Origin of the sequence: Sorangium sp. So ce119, from assembly GCF_051524405.1 — a bacterium.
Taxonomy (GTDB): domain Bacteria; phylum Myxococcota_A; class Polyangia; order Polyangiales; family Polyangiaceae; genus Sorangium; species Sorangium cellulosum_G.
The window spans coordinates 7,904,816-7,920,940 of sequence record NZ_CP150310.1 but is presented as its reverse complement, the minus strand read 5'-3'; the positions used below and the strand labels follow the sequence as shown (position 1 = coordinate 7,920,940).

The following is a 16,125-nucleotide window of genomic DNA, read 5'->3' as shown; positions in this document are numbered from 1 at the left end:
CTACTCCGCCAGCAGCGCCTTGAGGTGCCGCACCGACGGCGAGCCGTAGCTGAGCAGCCGGTCGTGGTAGGCGCGCTCCGTGAAGCCGGGCTTGCCCTGGTGCTCGGCGCGCAGGCGCATCATCTCGGTGAAGCCGTGGTAGTACGTCGTGAGCTGCGCGCTCGTGAGCCGGGCGCGCCGCCACTTGCCGACGGCCTCGCCTTCCTCCTGGAAGGCCTCCTTCGTCATGAGCGCGAGCGCCTCCTTCTCGTCCATCGCGCCCGCGTGCACCCCGTGGTCGAGGATCGCGTTCACGGCCAGGCGCAGCACCATCTTCTGGCGCTGCATCCGCACCTTCGGGCCGCCGAAGCCGTGGTGGGCCATCAGCCACTCGGTGTAGACCGCCCACCCCTCGACGAACGGGCCGCTCGAGAAGACAGCGCGGACCTTCGAGGGGAACCTGTTGTTGTGCATGAGCTGCAGGAAGTGGCCCGGCATCGCCTCGTGCACCGTGAGGTCGGCGAGCATGCTCTGGTTGTACTCGCGGTAGAACGAGTCGACGCGCGGCCGCGGCCAGCCCTCCGGCGTCGGCGCGATCGCGAAGAACGTCTCCTGCTTCGGCTCGAGCGGGCCCGACGCGTCGCAGTAGGCGACCGCGACGCCGCGGCGGTACTCCGGCATCTCGATGACCCGGCACGGCTCGTCCGGGATGCGCACGAGATCGCGCTCGCGGACGAACGCGGTCGCCGCGGCGAGGAGCTTCTCCGACTCCTTCACGATGGTGGCGTTCGTCGGGCGCTCGGCCGCGAGCGCGTCGAGGACCCTCCGGATCGCGGCCATCTTCTCGTCCCGCGTCTCGACCTTCGGGAAGGGCTGCTTGCCGAAGAGCGTCGGCCAGAGCTCCCTCGAGGTCTCGAGCATCTCCGCGTGCGTCTGCGCGAGCAGCGCGCGGGCGTCCTTGACCACCGCGTCGATGTCGATGGACGCGTCGTCCAGCGAGAAGCGGAGCTTCTCCACGAAGCGCGCGCGGCCCAGCCGGAAGTCGCCGTTGCTCCTCGGGAGCAGGTCCTTCTCGAGGAACGCCTGGAAGTCCTCGAGCGCGGCGGCCGCGGCCTTCGCCGCCGCCTCGAGCTCGGCCTTCTGCGCCGGGACCTTCGCGAAGTGCGAAGGCAGCTCTTCCTTGCAGAGCGCGATGAGCCCCTGGTTCTGCGTGATCGCCGTCTCGGTGTGGATCCGCGGGGGCGCCGCCGTGAGCCGCTGCTTCGCGGTCCGGACCAGCGCGGGGACGCCCGAGAGGCGGCCGCCGAGGCTCCGCATGCGCTCCTCGATCGGCGCGAAGCTCCGCGTGATCAGCGGGTCGAGCCCGTCGCCGACGAGGCCGGTGTAGACCATCGGGTTCCACGTCGCCTCGCGGAGCTCGTCGATCGCGAACAGCGCGGAGCGGAGCTGGTTCTCGATCATGGCCGCGTCGACGCGGCCCTGGAGGCCGAGCGCCTCCGCGGGCACCGAGCGCAGCTCGGCCAGCGCGCCCTCGATCGCGCGCCGCCGCGCCGCCTCGCCCTGCTCGCTCACGTCCGGCCACGCGGCGTCGTACCGGTGATCCCCGGCCTCGGTGGCCCGGACCGGCTCGTCCCGCAGGTACTCCTCGAGGACGCGCGTCGACAGCGCCGCGAGCGCCTGCTCCGCGCCCGCCGCCCCGGCCCGGGCGTCGCCCGCGCTCACGACCGCCTCCTTCGCCCCGGGCTGCGCGGGCGGCCGGGCGGCGGGCTCTGCCGAGCCGCACGCGCAGAGGTGCGCGACGAGGAGGGGGACACAGCCGCAAAGCGATCCGCGCAACCTGCGGAGGGCGTGGCGGGCGTGGAATTTGCGGAGAAAAGAAGGCTCATCGGAGGCACCGTGTCGTCGCACCTGCGCGTTCTAGCGCTGGCGAGCGGAGAAGGGAACGTGCGGCCGGGTGAGCCGCGAGGTCGTGGCGATCACGGCGGGCTGCCGAGCGAGGCCTTCGCGATGCGAGAGATCGCGTCCACGTCGCTGTGCACGGCGTCGAGCAGCGGGCCGAGCGCGAGCCGGAGCTGCTTCGTGTTCGGGTGGCGGAGGATGCGCGCCACGTTCTCCGCCGCCAGCTCGCTCAGGTCCTGCTCGGCGTAGCGATCGATGTGGGCGCCCGACAGCGCGAGGCCCGGGAAGGCGGTGCGGCAGAGCGCGTCGACCAGCTCCCCGACGACGCCCGGCGCGATGCCCGCGGTGCCCAGCGCCAGGCGCGCCTTCTGCGCGCTGATCGCGCACGACTCCGCGCGGAGCTGGCTGATCACGGGCGAGCCGAGCGCCGTGTGCCAGCGGGTGAGCTCGGCGGCCCGGCTCGCCTCGAGCTCGCCCGGCGGCGCGTCCGAGGCCGGCAGGAGCGCGGTCAGCACCTCGGTCGCGCCGGGGTCGATCGCGACGCGGCGCACGATGATCAGATCGTGGGCCCGCAGACATCCGATGAGCAGCCGCGCGGACGTGTCGCGCAGGAGCGGCGCGAGCGCGGCCGCGATCACCGTGGGCGGCGAGCCGATGAGCCCGGGGCTCGACCCGCGCCCGTTGCCCGCCCCCGCGCCGCGCAGGCGCGGCGCGCCGGAGCTCGGCGGCGAGCGCACGCTCTTGGGAGGGGGCACGCTCGAGGGCGAGCTGCGGCCGCTGGCCGGCGAGGCGCCCGACATCTGCCCGAGGCCGCGGCTGCTCGCGGGCGCCGCGCCCCAGCCGGCGCCGCTCGGCGGCGGTCGGCTCGACGGGGTGCCCCCGCCCGCGCTCCGCGGCGGCTCGTGGAGGAGGACCGGGCTCGACCCGACGCGCCGCGACTGCGTGGTGCGGTCGGTCACCACGTGCAGCGACGCGAGCTCGATCGCGCGCAGCGCCGGGACGCCGCGCGGCGCGCGGGCCGCGATCGCGGCGGCGAGCTCTGCCTCCCTGCCGAGGAGCGGCGCCTGCGCCGCGATCTCGCGCAGCAGCTCTCCGGCGACCTGCGCGCAGCGCTCCGCGGCCCGGTCCGCGGTGCTCTGCGTCTGCGGCTCCTTGAAATAGAGCGTTAACTTTCCCCTGACGTTCTCGCCGCGCGCCGCCGCCGTCACCACCTGCGATGCGCTCTCGACGTTGGCAGGTTCGCGCCCCCCGAAAGGCCAGAATCCCATACGCCCATTGTCGCGCGATCTCGGGCCCGGGCGCGAGCGCTTCGAGTGTCCGGCGCCTCACGCCCGCTCAATGGCGAGGCGGAACGGACACATAGCGATTCCCACGCTCGTAGAAGCGCCACGGCTTCTCCGCCCACGCACCTGCATAGTCGACGTTGATGCGCGGCGACCTGCCGATGGGGCCCGCGGCGCCGGGGAGCAGCGAGAGCTGGGCGCCGCAGACATCCATCCCGTACGCGGCGCGGTCGAGGCCCAGCGCCCGGCACAGCTTCCCCGGCCCGTTGGTCAGCTCGACCCGCCCGGGCGCGATGCCCCGCCGGCGGCTCATGAGCGCGAGCCCGTTCACCGGCTCGACGGCGCGGACGAGCACCGCGTGCGGCTTCCCCTCCGAGGCCACGACGATGTTGAACGCCCAGTGCATACCGTAGAGCAGAAACATGTACGCGTAGCCCGGCGGGCCAAACATGACCTCCGTCCGCGCTGTCCGGCGTCCTCCGGCGCTGTGGGCGGCGAGGTCTTCCGGGCCGCGGTAGGCCTCGGTCTCGACGATGCGCCCGGCGGCGATGCCCTCCGGCGTCCTGTGGACGAGCACCTTGCCGATGCACGCCCGCGCCACGACGAGCGCGGGGCGGGCGTAGAAGTCGCGGGGCAGCGGCGCCGCTTCAGCGAGGAGCGCGGCGCCGGCGAGGGGCACGCGGCGCGCGCGGGGCTCGGGGGTGGGGGGCACGGCGGGCTCCGGGTCAGACGGCGGGGGGGCGCGCGGCCCGGAAGCGCGCGTCGATGAACGCGAGCACGTCGTCGCGGTGCTTCCTGGCCTGGAGCTCGTGGTGGAACACCGCCGCGATCTCCATCGTGGGCGAGATGACGTAGGTGATCCGCCGGGCGATCCCGACGATCGGCCAGAGGACGTCGTAGGCGCGGCAGACGCCGCGATCGCGGTCGGCGATCATCGGATAAGGGACCTGGTGCGCCTCGGCGAAGCGGCACTGCGTCTTCTGGTCGTCGGTGCTGACGCCGACGATGCTCGCCCCCGCGAGCGCGATCTCGGCGTGGTTGTCGCGGAAGAGCTGGGCCTCGACGGTGCACCCGGGCGTGAAGGCCTTCGGGAAGAAGTACACGACGGTGCAGAGCCCGCCCTGCTGCGACAGCACGAAGCGCTGGCCGTCGATGGCCACCCTGTCGATCTCCGGCGCGCGCGCCCCGACCTTCAGCATGCGGCCGCAATCTGCCGCAACTCGCCGCCCGCGTCGACAGGCGAGGCGGCGCGGGCGTCAGGTGTCGATGCCGAGCCGCTTCAGCCGGTAATAGAGGGTCGTGCGCTGCATCCCGAACTGCCGCGCGACCTCGGCCTTGTTCCCCGCGCAGCGCTCGAGGGCGGCGAGCAGCTCCCGCCGCTCGATGTCGTCGAGCTGGGAGCTCAGGTCGACCTTGGGCCGCGACGACGCCGGCGCGGCGAGCGCCTTGCCTGCCGCGTCCGCCTCGCCTGCCGCCGGCGCGGCGCCATGACGCGCGCGGGCGGGCGGCTCGCTCGGCTGCGGGCGCGCCGTGAACGCGAGGTGCTCGGGCTGGATCACGTCGCCGCGCGAGAGGATGGCGGCGCGCTCGACCACGTTCTCCAGCTCGCGCGTGTTCCCGGGCCACGCGTACGCCGTGAGCTTCGCGATCGCCTCCTCGGAGAGCGAGGTGGCCGCGCGCGCGTTGCGGCGCGCGTACTTGCGCAGGAAGTGCTCGGCGAGCGCCCGGATGTCCTCGCGCCGATCGCGGAGCGGCGGCAGCCTCAGCGGGAACACCGAGAGCCGCGAGACGAGCTCCGGCAGCACGCCCGCGCGCGCCCAGGCCTCCTCGATGCCGGGCGTCAGCGACAGCACGACGCGCACGTCGACGCGGGCGGTCTCCGTCGCCCCGATCCGCTCGACCTCGCCGTCGGTGAGCACGCGGAGCAGCCGCGCCTGCAGCGACGGCGCGAGCGGCGCCGGCTCGTCGAGGTAGATCGTCCCCCGGTGGGCGAGCTCGAGCCGGCCCGCGCGCTCGGTGAACGCGCCGTCGAAGGCGCCCCGCCGCCAGCCGAACAGCTCGCGCTCGAGCGCGTCGCCCCGGAACGCGGCGCACGTCACCTTGACGAACGGCTGCTCCTCCCGCGGGGAGCCGACGTGGATCGCCCGGGCGACGACCTCCTTCTCGGCCCCCTCCTCGCCCTCGATCAGCACGTGCGTCGCCGCCTTCGCCACCTCGCCGATCCGGGCGGAGACCTCGCGCATGGCCTCGCTCTCGCCGGCGATCTCGCCGAAATCGATCGGATCCCGCTGCTCGCGCTCGAGGTAGCCGGCGTAGTGCGCGAGCTGCTCGCGCAGCCGCCGGTTCTCCCGGAGGGTCGCGACCCCGGCGATCGTCTGCCGCAGGACGACGGCGAGTTCCTTCGAGTTCCACGGCTTCTGGATGTACCGGTCGACGGCGCCCGAGTTCACCGCGTCGATGAGCACCGCCATGTCCGCGTAGGCGGTGAGCAGCACGCCCGCCGCGTCCGGCCTCCGCTCCTTCGCCTGCTTGAGGAACTCGATACCGCTCATCCCCGGCATCCGCTGGTCGGCCACGATCACCGCGGGATCGAGCCGATCGAGCAGCGAGAGGGCCTCGGCGCCGCCGAGCGCGTAATGGAGCTTGAACGACTTCCTGAAGGCGAACCGGAACGCATCGAGGTTGTCCTGCTCGTCGTCGACGACGAGGACGTCGAAGCTGTTCCAGTCCAGATCGCGCATCGGGTCGCCCTGCCTCCCAGAGTTACTACAGCTCGGCACGATCGTGACAGCCGAGGCGCGCCAGGGCGGCGCGCGGCCATGGCGCGGCCACGCGGCCGCGGTCGCCGTCGCCGCCGCACCCGCCTCGGTCGGGCGGGCGGGGACGGCGGCTCGCTCGGCGCGCGGTCCTCGCCGCTCGCCGCGCCAGCGTCCGCGCCCGGGCGGGGGCGAGCGTCCTTCCGACCGCGACGCGCGGCGAGCGGCGAGGACCGCGCGCCGGGTGGATCGATTTCTCCGCCGCCCCAGAAATACGCGGTAAGCTCCGCCCCCGCCCGCGAAGAGGGCGGGCTGGGCGAGCCCCACACGGAGGAAGCCGGATCATGCTCGAGGACGTCATCAAGGAGCTGCGCGAAGGGATCGACAAGGCCATCGAAGCTCTCCGGCGAGACCTGGCGAAGGTGCGCACCGGGCGCGCGAACGCGGCCATGCTCGACGGCATCCGCGTCGATTACTACGGCGTGCCGACGCCGATCGTGCAGATGGCCACGGTGTCCGTGCCGGAGCCGCGGCTCATCACGGTCAAGCCCTGGGAGAAGAACCAGGTGAAGGCGGTCGAGAAGGCGATCCGGGAGAGCGATCTCGGCTTGAACCCCCAGACGGACGCGGACCTCATCCGGCTGCCGATCCCGCCGCTGACGGAGGAGCGGCGCCGGGACATGGTGAAGCTCACCAAGAAGAACGGAGAGGAGTGTAAAGTTGCGATCCGGAAACACCGCCGGGACGCCAACGAGATGATCGACGCCTTCGAGAAGGACGGCGAGGTCAGCGGCGACGAGGCCGAGCGGGCCAAGAAGAAGGTCGACGACGTGGTGGCCGAGGGGACCAGGCAGGTCGACGCGGTGATCGCGCACAAGGAAAAGGACATCCTGGACGTGTGACCCGCTGCCGCGGCGACGCGGCTCTGGAGGCGCGGCAGAGCGCCACGCGACGACGGTGCGCGGCGGGGCGGGGGGCTCGGGTCGGGCGTGGGGCGTGGTCCGGAGTCGAGACGGCGGCCGGTGCCCGTGACGACAATGAAGCGTCCAATGAAAAAGAGGCTTGCGGTCCCCCCGGTCCAAGTCGGTAGGATCAGGAAGGTCGGCGAGCAGGCGTCTCGAGACGCCCATTACGGTGCGAGAGGCCCTGCTTGACAGGTTTTCGGTAGCATGAAACGGTTGGTGTTCGAAGCCGAAGGCCCGGAGCCGTCTCAAGGATTCCCGAGGTTATGCGAGCGATCGCTTCAGGAATGACGGACGTTGGTCTCCAACGCGACCACAACGAGGACAGCTACGCCGTCCTGTCGGAGTATGACCTGTTCATCGTCGCGGACGGCATGGGAGGCCACCGCGCGGGGGACGTAGCCAGCCGGCTGGCGACCGAGTCGATCGCGGACTTCTTCCGGTCGACGTCGCGGGAGGACGCCACCTGGCCATTCCACTTCGACACCAGCCTGTCGGAGGAGGAGAACCGGCTCCAGGCGGGCATCCGCGTCGCGAACCGCCAGATCTTCGAGCGCAGCATCCGGTCCCGCGACTGCGCCGGGATGGGCACGACGGTCGTGGGGGCGCTCTTCTCGAAGAAGAAGAACCGCATCTACGTCGGCCACGTCGGCGACAGCCGCGCCTACCGCGTCCGCAAGGGCTCGATCAGCCAGCTCACGCGCGATCACTCGCTGTTCAACGACTACATCATGGCGATGCCCGAGCTCACCGAGGAGCAGCGGGCCGAGCTGCCGCGCAACGTCATCACCCGCGCGCTCGGGATGAACGACAGCGTCGCCGTCGACCTGATCAGCGACGAGCCGCAGCCGGGCGACGTGTACCTGCTCTGCTCCGACGGCCTGAGCGGGATGCTCTCGGACGATCAGATCCTCCAGATCGTGAGCTCGACCGACGAGGTGCCGGAGATGTGCCGTCGCCTGATCGCCAAGGCGAACGAGAACGGCGGCGAGGACAACATCACCGCGCTCGTGATCCGGATCGACGACCAGGACGAGGCCGCGCTCCCGAACAGCGCGACGATCGGCCCGCCCGCCGACTCGCAGCAGGTCAGCTCGGGCGAGCGCTCGACGGTCCCGGCGGCGTCGGCCTCGCGCTCCGAGAAGAGCTGAGGAGCGCCGGCGCGGGGCGCGCCGTCAGCGCCCCGGTGCGCCCTGCGCGCCCCCGGGAGCGCGCATCGTCAGCGACCGCGCGCGCGGGGGCGCTGACGAGCGCAGCTCAGCTCCCGCAGCCGTCGAAGGCGAGGGCGCCCCGCCTGAGCTCGCACGAATAGCCGTCGTTCAGCATCGCCAGGCACTCGAAGACGACCCAGATCTCGCCGGCGTTGACGCCCTGCTCGCTCTCGGGGACGAACCAGAACTCACACGGGGCGGCCGGATCGGAGACGAACGTCTCGCCGCCCGTCTTCACCGAGGAGAAGCTGATGCTGCCGGTGGCGGGCATCTCCTCGGTCGCCGCGGGCGTGATGGCGGGGATGTTGACGCGGATCTCGGCGGCCGTGGCGGGGTTCCTCGCCTGCGCGGAGACCTTGAAGGTGCCCGAGCCGGTCACGGAGCAGTCGATCGTGGCGCCTTCCTCGCCGTCGGTGAGCACGCGGAGCCTCCGGGCCGCGGTCACGTCGCCGAGCATCGCCGAGTGATTCCCCGCGTTGCAGGAGGCGCCCGGGTCGACGAAGTTCATCGAGAACGCGCCGCGCGGGGTGGGCGGCGCCGGGTCGCTGCAGCCGAAGCCGAGCAGGGGGAGGAAGCCGAGCACGGGCACGAAGCCGAGGCGGGCGAGACGCATGGAAAGCTCCGGTGGTAGATGGCGGCCCCGAGGCCGCACATCGCTTCTATCGTACTCCGGGGCCCGCGATCAAACGGCGCCCGCGCGCGGCGCCATGACGCGTGCGGGCGTCAGTCGAGCGCCTGCGCGACGTCCCCCCAGAGGTCCTCGGTCGCCTCCAGGCCGACCGAGAGCCGGAGCAGGCCGTCGGCGATGCCGAGCGCCTCCCGCGCCGCCGCGGGTACGGAGGCGTGGGTCATGATGGCGGGGTGCTCGGCGAGCGACTCGACGCCGCCGAGGCTCTCCGCGCAGGCGAAGATCGCGAGCCGCTCGAGGAACCGCGAGGCGACGGGGAGGCCGCCGCGCACGACGAACGAGATCATCGCCCCGGGCGCGAGCATCTGCCGCGCGGCGAGCGCGTGGCCGGGGTGCGTGGGGAGGCCGGGGTAGTTGACCGCCTGGACGGCGGGGTGCTCGGCGAGCCTGCCGGCGATGACAGCGGCCGACGCGCACTGCTGGCGGACGCGCACGCCGAGCGTCTTGATCCCGCGGAGCACGAGGTAGCAATCGAACGGGCTCGGGACGGCGCCGATCGCGTTCTGCAGGAACCCGACCCGCTCGGCGAGGGCGTCCTCCGACGTGATGAGCGCCCCGCCGACGACGTCCGAGTGCCCGTTCAGGTACTTGGTGGTCGAGTGCGCCACGACGTGGGCGCCGAGATCGAGCGGCCGCTGGAGCACCGGCGTGGCGAAGGTGTTGTCGACGACGAGGAGCGCGCCGTGCGCGCGCGCGATCTCGGCGAGCCCGGCGATGTCGAAGATCTTGAGCATCGGGTTCGTCGGGGTCTCGATCCAGATCATCCGCGTGGCCGGGGTGAGCGCCTTGCGGACGACGTCGAGGTCGCTCATGTCGACCGGGGTCGAGGTGATCCCCATCGGCCGCATGACCTTGTCGAAGAGCCGGAAGGTGCCGCCGTAGACGTCATCGCCCGAGAGCACGTGGTCGCCGGGCCGGAGCGTGTGGAGCAGGGTGGCGGTCGCCGCGGAGCCGCTGCCGAAGGCGAAGCCGTGGCGCCCTCCCTCGATCGCGGCGAGGCACGCCTCGAGCGCCTTGCGGGTGGGGTTGCCGCTGCGCGAGTACTCGAAGCCCTTGTGGTCGCCCGGCCGCTCCTGGGCGAAGGTGCTCGCGAGGACGATCGGGGTCATGACCGCGCCGCTCGTCGGATCCGGCGGCTGTCCGGCGTGGACTGCGAGCGTGTCGAGGGCGAGCCTGTCGTGGCCTAGGTGGGGCTTCATGCGGTCGAGACTTATCTCATGCGCCGCTCGCGTCCACGGGTTTGGCGGCCACGGCGCCGTGGTTGCGCGCGACGTCCGGGCCGTCCTCAGTCCCGCGGCGTGGCCGCGTCGAACGCGTCGAGCAGCGCCCGCGCGCTGCCGGCGCGGCGCGGCGGATCGCGGTCGAGCTCGCGGGCGAGCGCGCGGCGCTGGCCGGGCGAGAGCGCGTCGGCGGCCGCGAGCGCGTCGAGGCAGAGGCCCGACTCGCCGATCTCGACCAGCACCGCGGCCTGGTCGCGCGCGCGCGTGAGCGGCGCGCCGGTGGCGAACGCGACGAGGGTCGCCGCCAGCGCATAGACGTCGCCGGCCGGCGTCGGCGGCGACTCGCCGCGCGCGACCTCGGGCGCGACGAACGGGGCCGTGCCCCGGTCGGCTGTCTCGAGCTCCGGCTCCATGCCGCGGAACCGCGCGGCGCCGAGGTCGACGAGCCCGACGTCGCCGAGCGGACCGAGCAGCACGTGATCGGGGCCGATGTCGCCGTGAACGAAGCGGATCGGGCCCTCGGCGTCCTCGAGCTCCTGGAGCTCGGCGAGGGTCTCGATCGCGGTCCTGACGACGTGGACGACGAGCGAGGCGGGCGGCGGACGGCCGCGGCCGCGCCACCCGTCGAGCACGTCGCGAAGCGAGGCGCCCTCGCGCCGGGTCTCGAGGAGGAACGGGCCGTGGCGGTCGGCGCCGACGCGCGCGAGCGCGGGCAGGGCCGGGTGCCGGGCCAGCGCGAGCGCCTTCGCCTCGCGGACCATGGCGGCGCGCCCGGCGTGCGCGTGGAGGGCGCCGGGGGCGAGGCGCTTGCAGACCAGCGTGGAATCACGCGTGGCGTCAGGCGTGGGACTCCGCGGCTGATCGCTGCGCCGGACCAGCGCCACGTCGAAGGTGGCGCCCGCGCCGAGGTGCTCGATCAGCTCGGTGCCCTCGGGAGCGGGGTAGGGCACGGCGCCGCCTCAGCCGTCCCCGCGCTGCGCGGGGGCGAGCTCCTCGCACGCGCGGAGCCATTGCAGCGCCTCCTGGGCGCCGTCGCCGCCCCGCGTCGCGAGCGTCCACCGCGCGTCGCGCCAGCGCGCCACGAACTCGGCCCAGGGCGCCGGCGCGTCGCCGCGCCCCGACAGGGCGGCGACCCTGTCATCGATGCGCTGGAGCGGGAACACCGGCTTGCCGAGGCCGAACCGCGCTTGCGTCCAGTGGACCACGCTGATGAGGAAGCCATACCGGCAGCGGCGAGTCGCCTCGTTGACGCCCACCACCGGGGACCTCCAGTCGAGGTGGATGTCGTCGAGCTCCGGCAGCCGTGGCTCGCGCTTGCCCACGCAGATGTGCACCGCCTCCTCGTCGGGCCGGTGCACCTCGCGCCAGCTGTCCGCGTCGAGCGGCTCGCCGCCCCGGAGGAGCGACCCGACGGTCCCCGGCAGCGCGCCGAAGAGCGCGCCCCGCTGGTGCTCGATCCCCCCGAGGAGGGTGTCGCGCGCCATGCGGCGGCCGCCCGCTCCCGCGAGCCGGTCGTCGAGGCGCTCGCGCATCGCGGCCGGCTCCTCGTAGACCACCTTGAATCCCGCGCTCCCACCGAACCACACGTTGCGAAGATACCTGATCTGCCTCGACAGCCCGAGCGCAGGGTCGATGTCGCGGAGGCGCTCGAAGATACGCACAACCATGTTGAGGCACGTCGGCCCGAGCCGGGTGAGCGCCTCGCCGAGATCGCGCGGCGGGGGGGCGCCCCAGAACGCGTTGTCCAGGTTGAGCTCCGCCCCGGGGCTCCCCGCGAGCCGGTCGGCGAGGCTCCGCTCGAGCGCCTCGCGCAGCGTTCCGTCGAGCCCACCCAGGTGCGGGCCCGCTCCGGCGTCGGCTGAACCGGTCATGCGGACATCCTATCACGGCCGCCAGCGCGCCCCGAGCGCCGCCGCGCGCGCGCGGCGGCGCGGCCGCGCGGCGCACCCGCGTGAGCGCCGGGCCGCGCGACGGATCCGCCGGCGCGCCGCGCGCTCGCCGCGGCCGCGTTGCGGCCGCCTGTGGGATGGCGGCGCACCTGCACGGGAGGACGACGGGGGCCAACTTTCCCTCGTCTCGTGCTGCATATCACTACCTTCGGCGCGAACGTGATAGAAGTCTTGAGAACGGCATGGATCCCAAGATTCTGGAGATGCTCTTCATCGCTGTGAGCAACGGCGTCGCCCTGTTCATCGGCGCTTACCTGGCGCGCAGATCGTCAGATCTCAGCGCGGAGCGCCGGGCCGAGCACGAGGAGCGGGCGGAGGTCCAGAGACAGCGGCGAGAGGCGCTCCTGGAGCGCCTGACGCTCCAGCGGAGCGCGCTCGACGAGTACGGCCGGATGGTCGTCCGGTGGTCCTCATCGCCGTCGTCGGGGGCGCAGCGGACGAAGGAGGACGACCTCGCGGCGGACCAGGAGTCGCTCGCGATGTACGCGCAGATGGCCAACGCGTTCGGGAGTCGCCAGTTCGCCGAGCAGGCGGCCGCGACGCTGCACGCCGTGCGCGCCGGCCGGGGGAACGCGCAGGTGTTCCCGTTCTCCGTGCAGATCGCCTCTGCCTGTTACCAGGAGATGATCCGGGCGATCTCCGAGCTGGAGAAGGAGATCGGCCTTCCGGCGCCGCGGTCGCCCGCGCGGCCGTTCCTCCCGGACGAGGAGCTCGCGAAAGAGGCGACTCGGCTGTTCTCCAGGAACGTCGTGGAGCGCTCCGGGATCGACCTCGGCATGGTCGATCAGATCCTGGAGCGCGTCCGGGTGAACCAGTCGCCCGAGGAGACGGACAGCCCCCGGTAGTCGGCCCGCCCCGCGCCGCGCGACGGACAGGGGCTCGTCGGGCCTACCGCCTTTGTGAGCGAGGTTCGAGCTCGGGTGACCGCGTACCAGGGCTCACTGGGCCCATCCCAGCCGGATGAGCGCATAGAAGATCAAGAGCCGGGGCACCCGGAACAGCACCAGGGTGAAGAAGTAGCGCGGCGGGATGCGGTACAGCCCCGACAGATAACAGAGCATCGAGAAGGGGACCGGCGAGACGCTCCCGATCGCGATGGCCCAGTATCCATATCGCTCGAACAGGCGATCGATCCTGGGCCGCGTCCGCTCGAGGCGCGCGGCGAAGATGCGGAAACGCGTGAGGTGATTGGCGAGGCGGTAACCCGTGTAGCCGGCGAGGAGCGAGGCCACGGAGATCACGACCATGGGGGCGATCTGCGGCCCTCCCGACGAGATCGCCGTCAGCATGTAGAACTGCGGCGGGATGGGGAACGAGAACGCGTCGGCGAGGTAGGTGCCGACGAACATCCCGGCGAGGCCGAAGCGCTGCACGAACCCGCGGCCGAGCGCGTCGAGCTGGTCGCGCGCGAGGTGCGCCGCGAGCGCGATCAGGCCGAAGAGCGCGCCCAGGCTGAGCACGAGCTGGACCAGCGTGCGCCACAGGTCGCTCCGGCCGCCGCTCGAGCGCGCCTCGCCCTGCTGCGGCTGCGGCTCCGGTCGAGGCTGCGGCGCAGGTCGCGGCGTCAGACCGCCTCCTGCCGGCGGCGCTGCAGCCGCTCGATGATCCGCCTGCTGCGGAGGGTGCTCTGGAAGATCCGCGTCGCCTTCTCGAGGGCGTCGAGGAGCCTTTGCGCCGCGCCGTGCTTGTCGACGTAGGCGAACGGCCGGTGCGCGTTGATGACCTCGAACGAGTCCTTCTCGTCCTGAGTTGCGGAGTAGAAGATCACCGGCACTTCCGGCTGCACCTTGCGGATCTGGTCGCAGACCCAGAAGCCGTCCTGCCCCGACATCCGGACATCGATGATCACGGCGCAGGTGTCCTCGGTGAAGGCGGCGACCCCGTCCAGGGCCGAGGCGCACACGACGACGCGGTACCGCTCCGAGAGCAGGGCGCCGAGCGGCTGCCACGCGCTCCTGTCCTCATCGACCACGAGCACGAGCGGAAGCCGCGTGGACTCGGGCCACTCACGATCCGGCCGCCGGGCCGGATCGGCCCCGAGCAGGGTATCGGGTTCCTTGGCGGGCATTCGTCTCAAGCTCGGCGGGCGCGTCAGGAACGCCCATGACACAATGTACCACGCCCGGCGCATCGGGCCAGCGGGGCGGCGGGGTCGCTCCGGAGCGCGGGGGCTGCCGGGCGCGCGCGCGTCGTGGGGCGCCCCGCCGCGGCGTCGCGCGCGATGCCCCTGGATTTCGTCTATGCTCGGCTCGAGGGCGCGGCCTCATGGTGAGGCTTGCTGGCCCGATGCAGGGCGCTGGTACCGTGTCCGGTCCCGCGCTCGTCCTCTCGTGCGCTGAGCGGGGTGCCGGTCGGCCTCGGGTCGCTCACGCGCGAGAGTCGCCGTTCCACAACCGAGGTGAGCTGCCCATGAAGAACGCAGAACTCCGATCGATGTCCCTCGTCCTCGCCGCCGCGCTCGGCCTCCTGGCCGCGGCCGTCGCGGGGTGCAAGGACGAAGAGGACTTGCACGCGTGCAGCGAGCTCTGCAAGCACCGCATCCTCTGCGCGGAGGAGAACGACACTCCGCCCCCCAGCCAGACGAGCTGTGAGACCGCGTGCCTCGGCCTCGAGGGAGAGGGCCTCGTGGAGCGAACCGAGGAGTGCGTGGCGCTCGCGTCCTGCGACTACGTGGCGTGCGCGGACCGCTGAGCCCGGCGAGCGGGCGGGCCTGCGCGGGAGGCGGGGCGCGCCTCGCCTCCCGGCCGGAGCGGGGCCGCGATCAGAGCTCCGCGTCGCACTCGGGCGCGTCGCGGAGGGGGCCCGAGGTGCGCGGTCCGTCGAAGTGCAAGAGCTCGAGATCGACGAGATCGAGGGTCTTGAACGTGAGGTCGAGCGGGCCGACCGACACGCCGGCTTCCGCCTCGGCATAGGCGCGCACGCCGCCGTCGACCCGCGCGTCGTACGAGCAGTACGGCGGCGCGGTCTCCGCCGCGACGCGCGCGTACGCCTGGACACCGACGTTCGGCCCGAGGACGCCGTACAGGCGCGCCCGGAGCTCCGCGCCGGCGCTCACCTTGCCGGACGCGGTGATCGCGCCGGGGGCCCCGATGGACGCCGTCCCCGAGGCCGAGCACGAGGGCTCCCAGATCGTGCTCCACGTCTCGTCTCTGTAGTCGACCCCGGCCTCGAGCTCGGCGGTCGTCTGCGCCTCGGCCGCGATCTCGGCGGCGGTGAAGGACAGCGCCAGATCGGCCGTCGCCGTCGGCACGACGTTCGTCGTGACGACCACGGGCACCGGCCCCACCCAGAACGTCAGCGTGGGCAGCGGCAGGCTCGGGACGCCCCCGGCGAGCTCGAGCAGATCGACAGCGCAGCTCCCCGTGACCGTGCCGGCGCCGTGGAGCTTGGCGCTCACGTCGAGCTTGCCGGACGCGACGAAGCGGAGCTGCTTCAGCTCCGGCACCGGGTTCAGCTTGCCCCTCGGGCCGACGTGGACCTCGAAATCGAGCACCGGGGAGAGCTCGGCGGTGACGTCGAGGACCGCCGCGCCGTGCGCGGTGACGCCGCACGAGGCGGGGAGGGAGGCCGAGGAGAGCTCGAGGAGCTTCAGCGACGCGCCGGACGAGATCTTCAGGGCTTCTGCCTGGCTCGCGATCTGCTGGCCGCCCTCGTCGCCGAGGTCGCGGGCGCGCGCGACGTGCTCGTCGAGGGCGCGCGCGTACTCGCGGGCGTCGTAGTGGACGTGGAAGTGCCCTTCGGTGATGAACTCCGTCAGATCGGCGGGCGTCGTCTCGAGCGCGACCCGGGCCGCGTCGAGCGCGCGGACGCGCACGACCCGGGCGAGGTAGCCGCCCCCCGCCGTGCCGCCGAGCACGTCGCCCGCGGCGAACGGCGGCAGGCTGCCGTCATGGGTGATGACGAGCTCGTGGTCCCCGAGCTCCGCGGCGACGAACCCCGGCTCCTTCTCGGGCACGCGGGCGCGCTCGGACAGCTTGAGCGGCCGGACGACGTCGACGTCGCCGGGGGCCGGCAACTCGGCATCATCCGCGGCGTCGCTCGAGGCGACGGCGCACGACGCGAGGCCCGGCGCGCCGAGCGCGAGGAACGCAGCAGACATGAGGCGCGCGGCCAGCGCGCGGCTCCCAGGGAGGGTGGTTTTCATGCGCGCGGACGCTACGCAGATCGTGTGGCGAACT

16 protein-coding genes are annotated in these 16,125 nt (G+C 73.0%); 4 read left to right on the top strand and 12 right to left on the bottom strand.

The genetic code is table 11. The features are described from left to right. The 5 genes from WME76_RS29820 to WME76_RS29800 all read right to left on the bottom strand — a co-directional run bounded on the left by WME76_RS29820 (position 1) and on the right by WME76_RS29800 (position 5,902). Complete coding sequence (locus tag WME76_RS29820) at positions 1-1,701, bottom strand: DUF885 domain-containing protein (RefSeq protein WP_437955651.1); 1,701 nt, start codon at positions 1,699-1,701, stop codon at positions 1-3. A gap of 254 nt (positions 1,702-1,955) precedes the next feature. Then, on the bottom strand, positions 1,956-3,146 hold the full coding sequence (locus WME76_RS29815; protein ID WP_437955650.1) for a hypothetical protein: 1,191 nt from the start codon (positions 3,144-3,146) through the stop codon (positions 1,956-1,958). A 67-nt stretch (positions 3,147-3,213) separates the two neighbouring features. Further along, positions 3,214-3,873 carry a DNA-3-methyladenine glycosylase gene (locus WME76_RS29810; protein ID WP_437955649.1) on the bottom strand — a complete coding sequence of 220 codons (660 nt, stop codon included), beginning with the start codon at positions 3,871-3,873 and terminating at the stop codon, positions 3,214-3,216. A gap of 13 nt (positions 3,874-3,886) precedes the next feature. Then, positions 3,887-4,360 carry a peroxiredoxin gene (locus WME76_RS29805; RefSeq protein ID WP_437955648.1) on the bottom strand — a complete coding sequence of 158 codons (474 nt, stop codon included), beginning with the start codon at positions 4,358-4,360 and terminating at the stop codon, positions 3,887-3,889. Between the two features lie 57 nt (positions 4,361-4,417). Beyond that, entirely contained in the window at positions 4,418-5,902 is a 1,485-nt protein-coding gene (locus WME76_RS29800) for a sigma-54-dependent transcriptional regulator (protein ID WP_437955647.1), read from the bottom strand. A gap of 359 nt (positions 5,903-6,261) precedes the next feature. On the opposite strand from WME76_RS29800, the gene frr reads away from it, so the two are divergent. Both frr and WME76_RS29790 read left to right on the top strand, forming a co-directional pair. After that, positions 6,262-6,819 (top strand): ribosome recycling factor, encoded by a 558-nt coding sequence (gene frr / locus WME76_RS29795; protein ID WP_433928341.1) that lies wholly within the window; start codon positions 6,262-6,264, stop codon positions 6,817-6,819. Positions 6,820-7,166: 347 nt separating this feature from the next. After that, positions 7,167-8,030, top strand: coding sequence for a Stp1/IreP family PP2C-type Ser/Thr phosphatase (locus WME76_RS29790; protein WP_433928339.1), 864 nt, complete (start codon positions 7,167-7,169; stop codon positions 8,028-8,030). Positions 8,031-8,136: 106 nt separating this feature from the next. Here the strand turns inward: WME76_RS29790 and WME76_RS29785 are convergent, their stop codons facing one another. The 4 genes from WME76_RS29785 to WME76_RS29770 form a co-directional block, all read right to left on the bottom strand. Further along, positions 8,137-8,703, bottom strand: a complete 567-nt coding sequence (locus WME76_RS29785; protein WP_437955646.1) for a hypothetical protein — start codon at positions 8,701-8,703, stop codon at positions 8,137-8,139. Positions 8,704-8,813: 110 nt separating this feature from the next. Next, entirely contained in the window at positions 8,814-9,977 is a 1,164-nt protein-coding gene (locus tag WME76_RS29780; protein WP_437955645.1) for a cystathionine gamma-synthase, read from the bottom strand. 86 nt (positions 9,978-10,063) lie between these two features. Further along, positions 10,064-10,948, bottom strand: a complete 885-nt coding sequence (locus WME76_RS29775) for a protein kinase domain-containing protein (RefSeq protein WP_437955644.1) — start codon at positions 10,946-10,948, stop codon at positions 10,064-10,066. Positions 10,949-10,957: 9 nt separating this feature from the next. Then, positions 10,958-11,869: a hypothetical protein gene (locus tag WME76_RS29770; protein ID WP_437955643.1), complete on the bottom strand. Its 912-nt coding sequence runs from the start codon at positions 11,867-11,869 to the stop codon at positions 10,958-10,960. A gap of 260 nt (positions 11,870-12,129) precedes the next feature. Here WME76_RS29770 and WME76_RS29765 point away from each other — a divergent pair, with 260 nt between their 5' ends. Beyond that, complete coding sequence (locus WME76_RS29765) at positions 12,130-12,792, top strand: hypothetical protein (protein ID WP_437955642.1); 663 nt, start codon at positions 12,130-12,132, stop codon at positions 12,790-12,792. 93 nt (positions 12,793-12,885) lie between these two features. Here WME76_RS29765 and WME76_RS29760 read toward each other — a convergent pair whose 3' ends face one another. Beyond that, positions 12,886-13,407: a YqaA family protein gene (locus tag WME76_RS29760; RefSeq protein WP_437955641.1), complete on the bottom strand. Its 522-nt coding sequence runs from the start codon at positions 13,405-13,407 to the stop codon at positions 12,886-12,888. 104 nt (positions 13,408-13,511) lie between these two features. Next, the gene (locus WME76_RS29755; protein WP_437955640.1) at positions 13,512-14,015 is read right to left on the bottom strand and encodes a response regulator; all 504 of its coding nucleotides are present in this window, start codon (positions 14,013-14,015) and stop codon (positions 13,512-13,514) included. 341 nt (positions 14,016-14,356) lie between these two features. Here WME76_RS29755 and WME76_RS29750 point away from each other — a divergent pair, with 341 nt between their 5' ends. Next, positions 14,357-14,638: a hypothetical protein gene (locus WME76_RS29750; RefSeq protein WP_437285549.1), complete on the top strand. Its 282-nt coding sequence runs from the start codon at positions 14,357-14,359 to the stop codon at positions 14,636-14,638. 70 nt (positions 14,639-14,708) lie between these two features. Here WME76_RS29750 and WME76_RS29745 read toward each other — a convergent pair whose 3' ends face one another. Beyond that, positions 14,709-16,091: a hypothetical protein gene (locus tag WME76_RS29745; protein WP_437955639.1), complete on the bottom strand. Its 1,383-nt coding sequence runs from the start codon at positions 16,089-16,091 to the stop codon at positions 14,709-14,711. Positions 16,092-16,125: the final 34 nt, after the last annotated feature.

Excerpts from the sequence above, each read along its gene's own strand:
- WME76_RS29750 (WP_437285549.1), top strand. The coding sequence starts at position 14,357 with ATGAAGAACGCAGAACTCCGATCGATGTCCCTCGTCCTCGCCGCCGCG.
- WME76_RS29745 (WP_437955639.1), bottom strand. The coding sequence starts at position 16,091 with ATGAAAACCACCCTCCCTGGGAGCCGCGCGCTGGCCGCGCGCCTCATG.
- WME76_RS29785 (WP_437955646.1), bottom strand. The coding sequence starts at position 8,703 with ATGCGTCTCGCCCGCCTCGGCTTCGTGCCCGTGCTCGGCTTCCTCCCC.
- WME76_RS29770 (WP_437955643.1), bottom strand. The coding sequence starts at position 11,869 with ATGACCGGTTCAGCCGACGCCGGAGCGGGCCCGCACCTGGGTGGGCTC.
- WME76_RS29790 (WP_433928339.1), top strand. The coding sequence starts at position 7,167 with ATGACGGACGTTGGTCTCCAACGCGACCACAACGAGGACAGCTACGCC.
- WME76_RS29800 (WP_437955647.1), bottom strand. The coding sequence starts at position 5,902 with ATGCGCGATCTGGACTGGAACAGCTTCGACGTCCTCGTCGTCGACGAC.
- WME76_RS29780 (WP_437955645.1), bottom strand. The coding sequence starts at position 9,977 with ATGAAGCCCCACCTAGGCCACGACAGGCTCGCCCTCGACACGCTCGCA.
- WME76_RS29755 (WP_437955640.1), bottom strand. The coding sequence starts at position 14,015 with ATGCCCGCCAAGGAACCCGATACCCTGCTCGGGGCCGATCCGGCCCGG.
- WME76_RS29765 (WP_437955642.1), top strand. The coding sequence starts at position 12,130 with ATGGATCCCAAGATTCTGGAGATGCTCTTCATCGCTGTGAGCAACGGC.
- WME76_RS29805 (WP_437955648.1), bottom strand. The coding sequence starts at position 4,360 with ATGCTGAAGGTCGGGGCGCGCGCGCCGGAGATCGACAGGGTGGCCATC.
- WME76_RS29815 (WP_437955650.1), bottom strand. The coding sequence starts at position 3,146 with ATGGGATTCTGGCCTTTCGGGGGGCGCGAACCTGCCAACGTCGAGAGC.
- frr (WP_433928341.1), top strand. The coding sequence starts at position 6,262 with ATGCTCGAGGACGTCATCAAGGAGCTGCGCGAAGGGATCGACAAGGCC.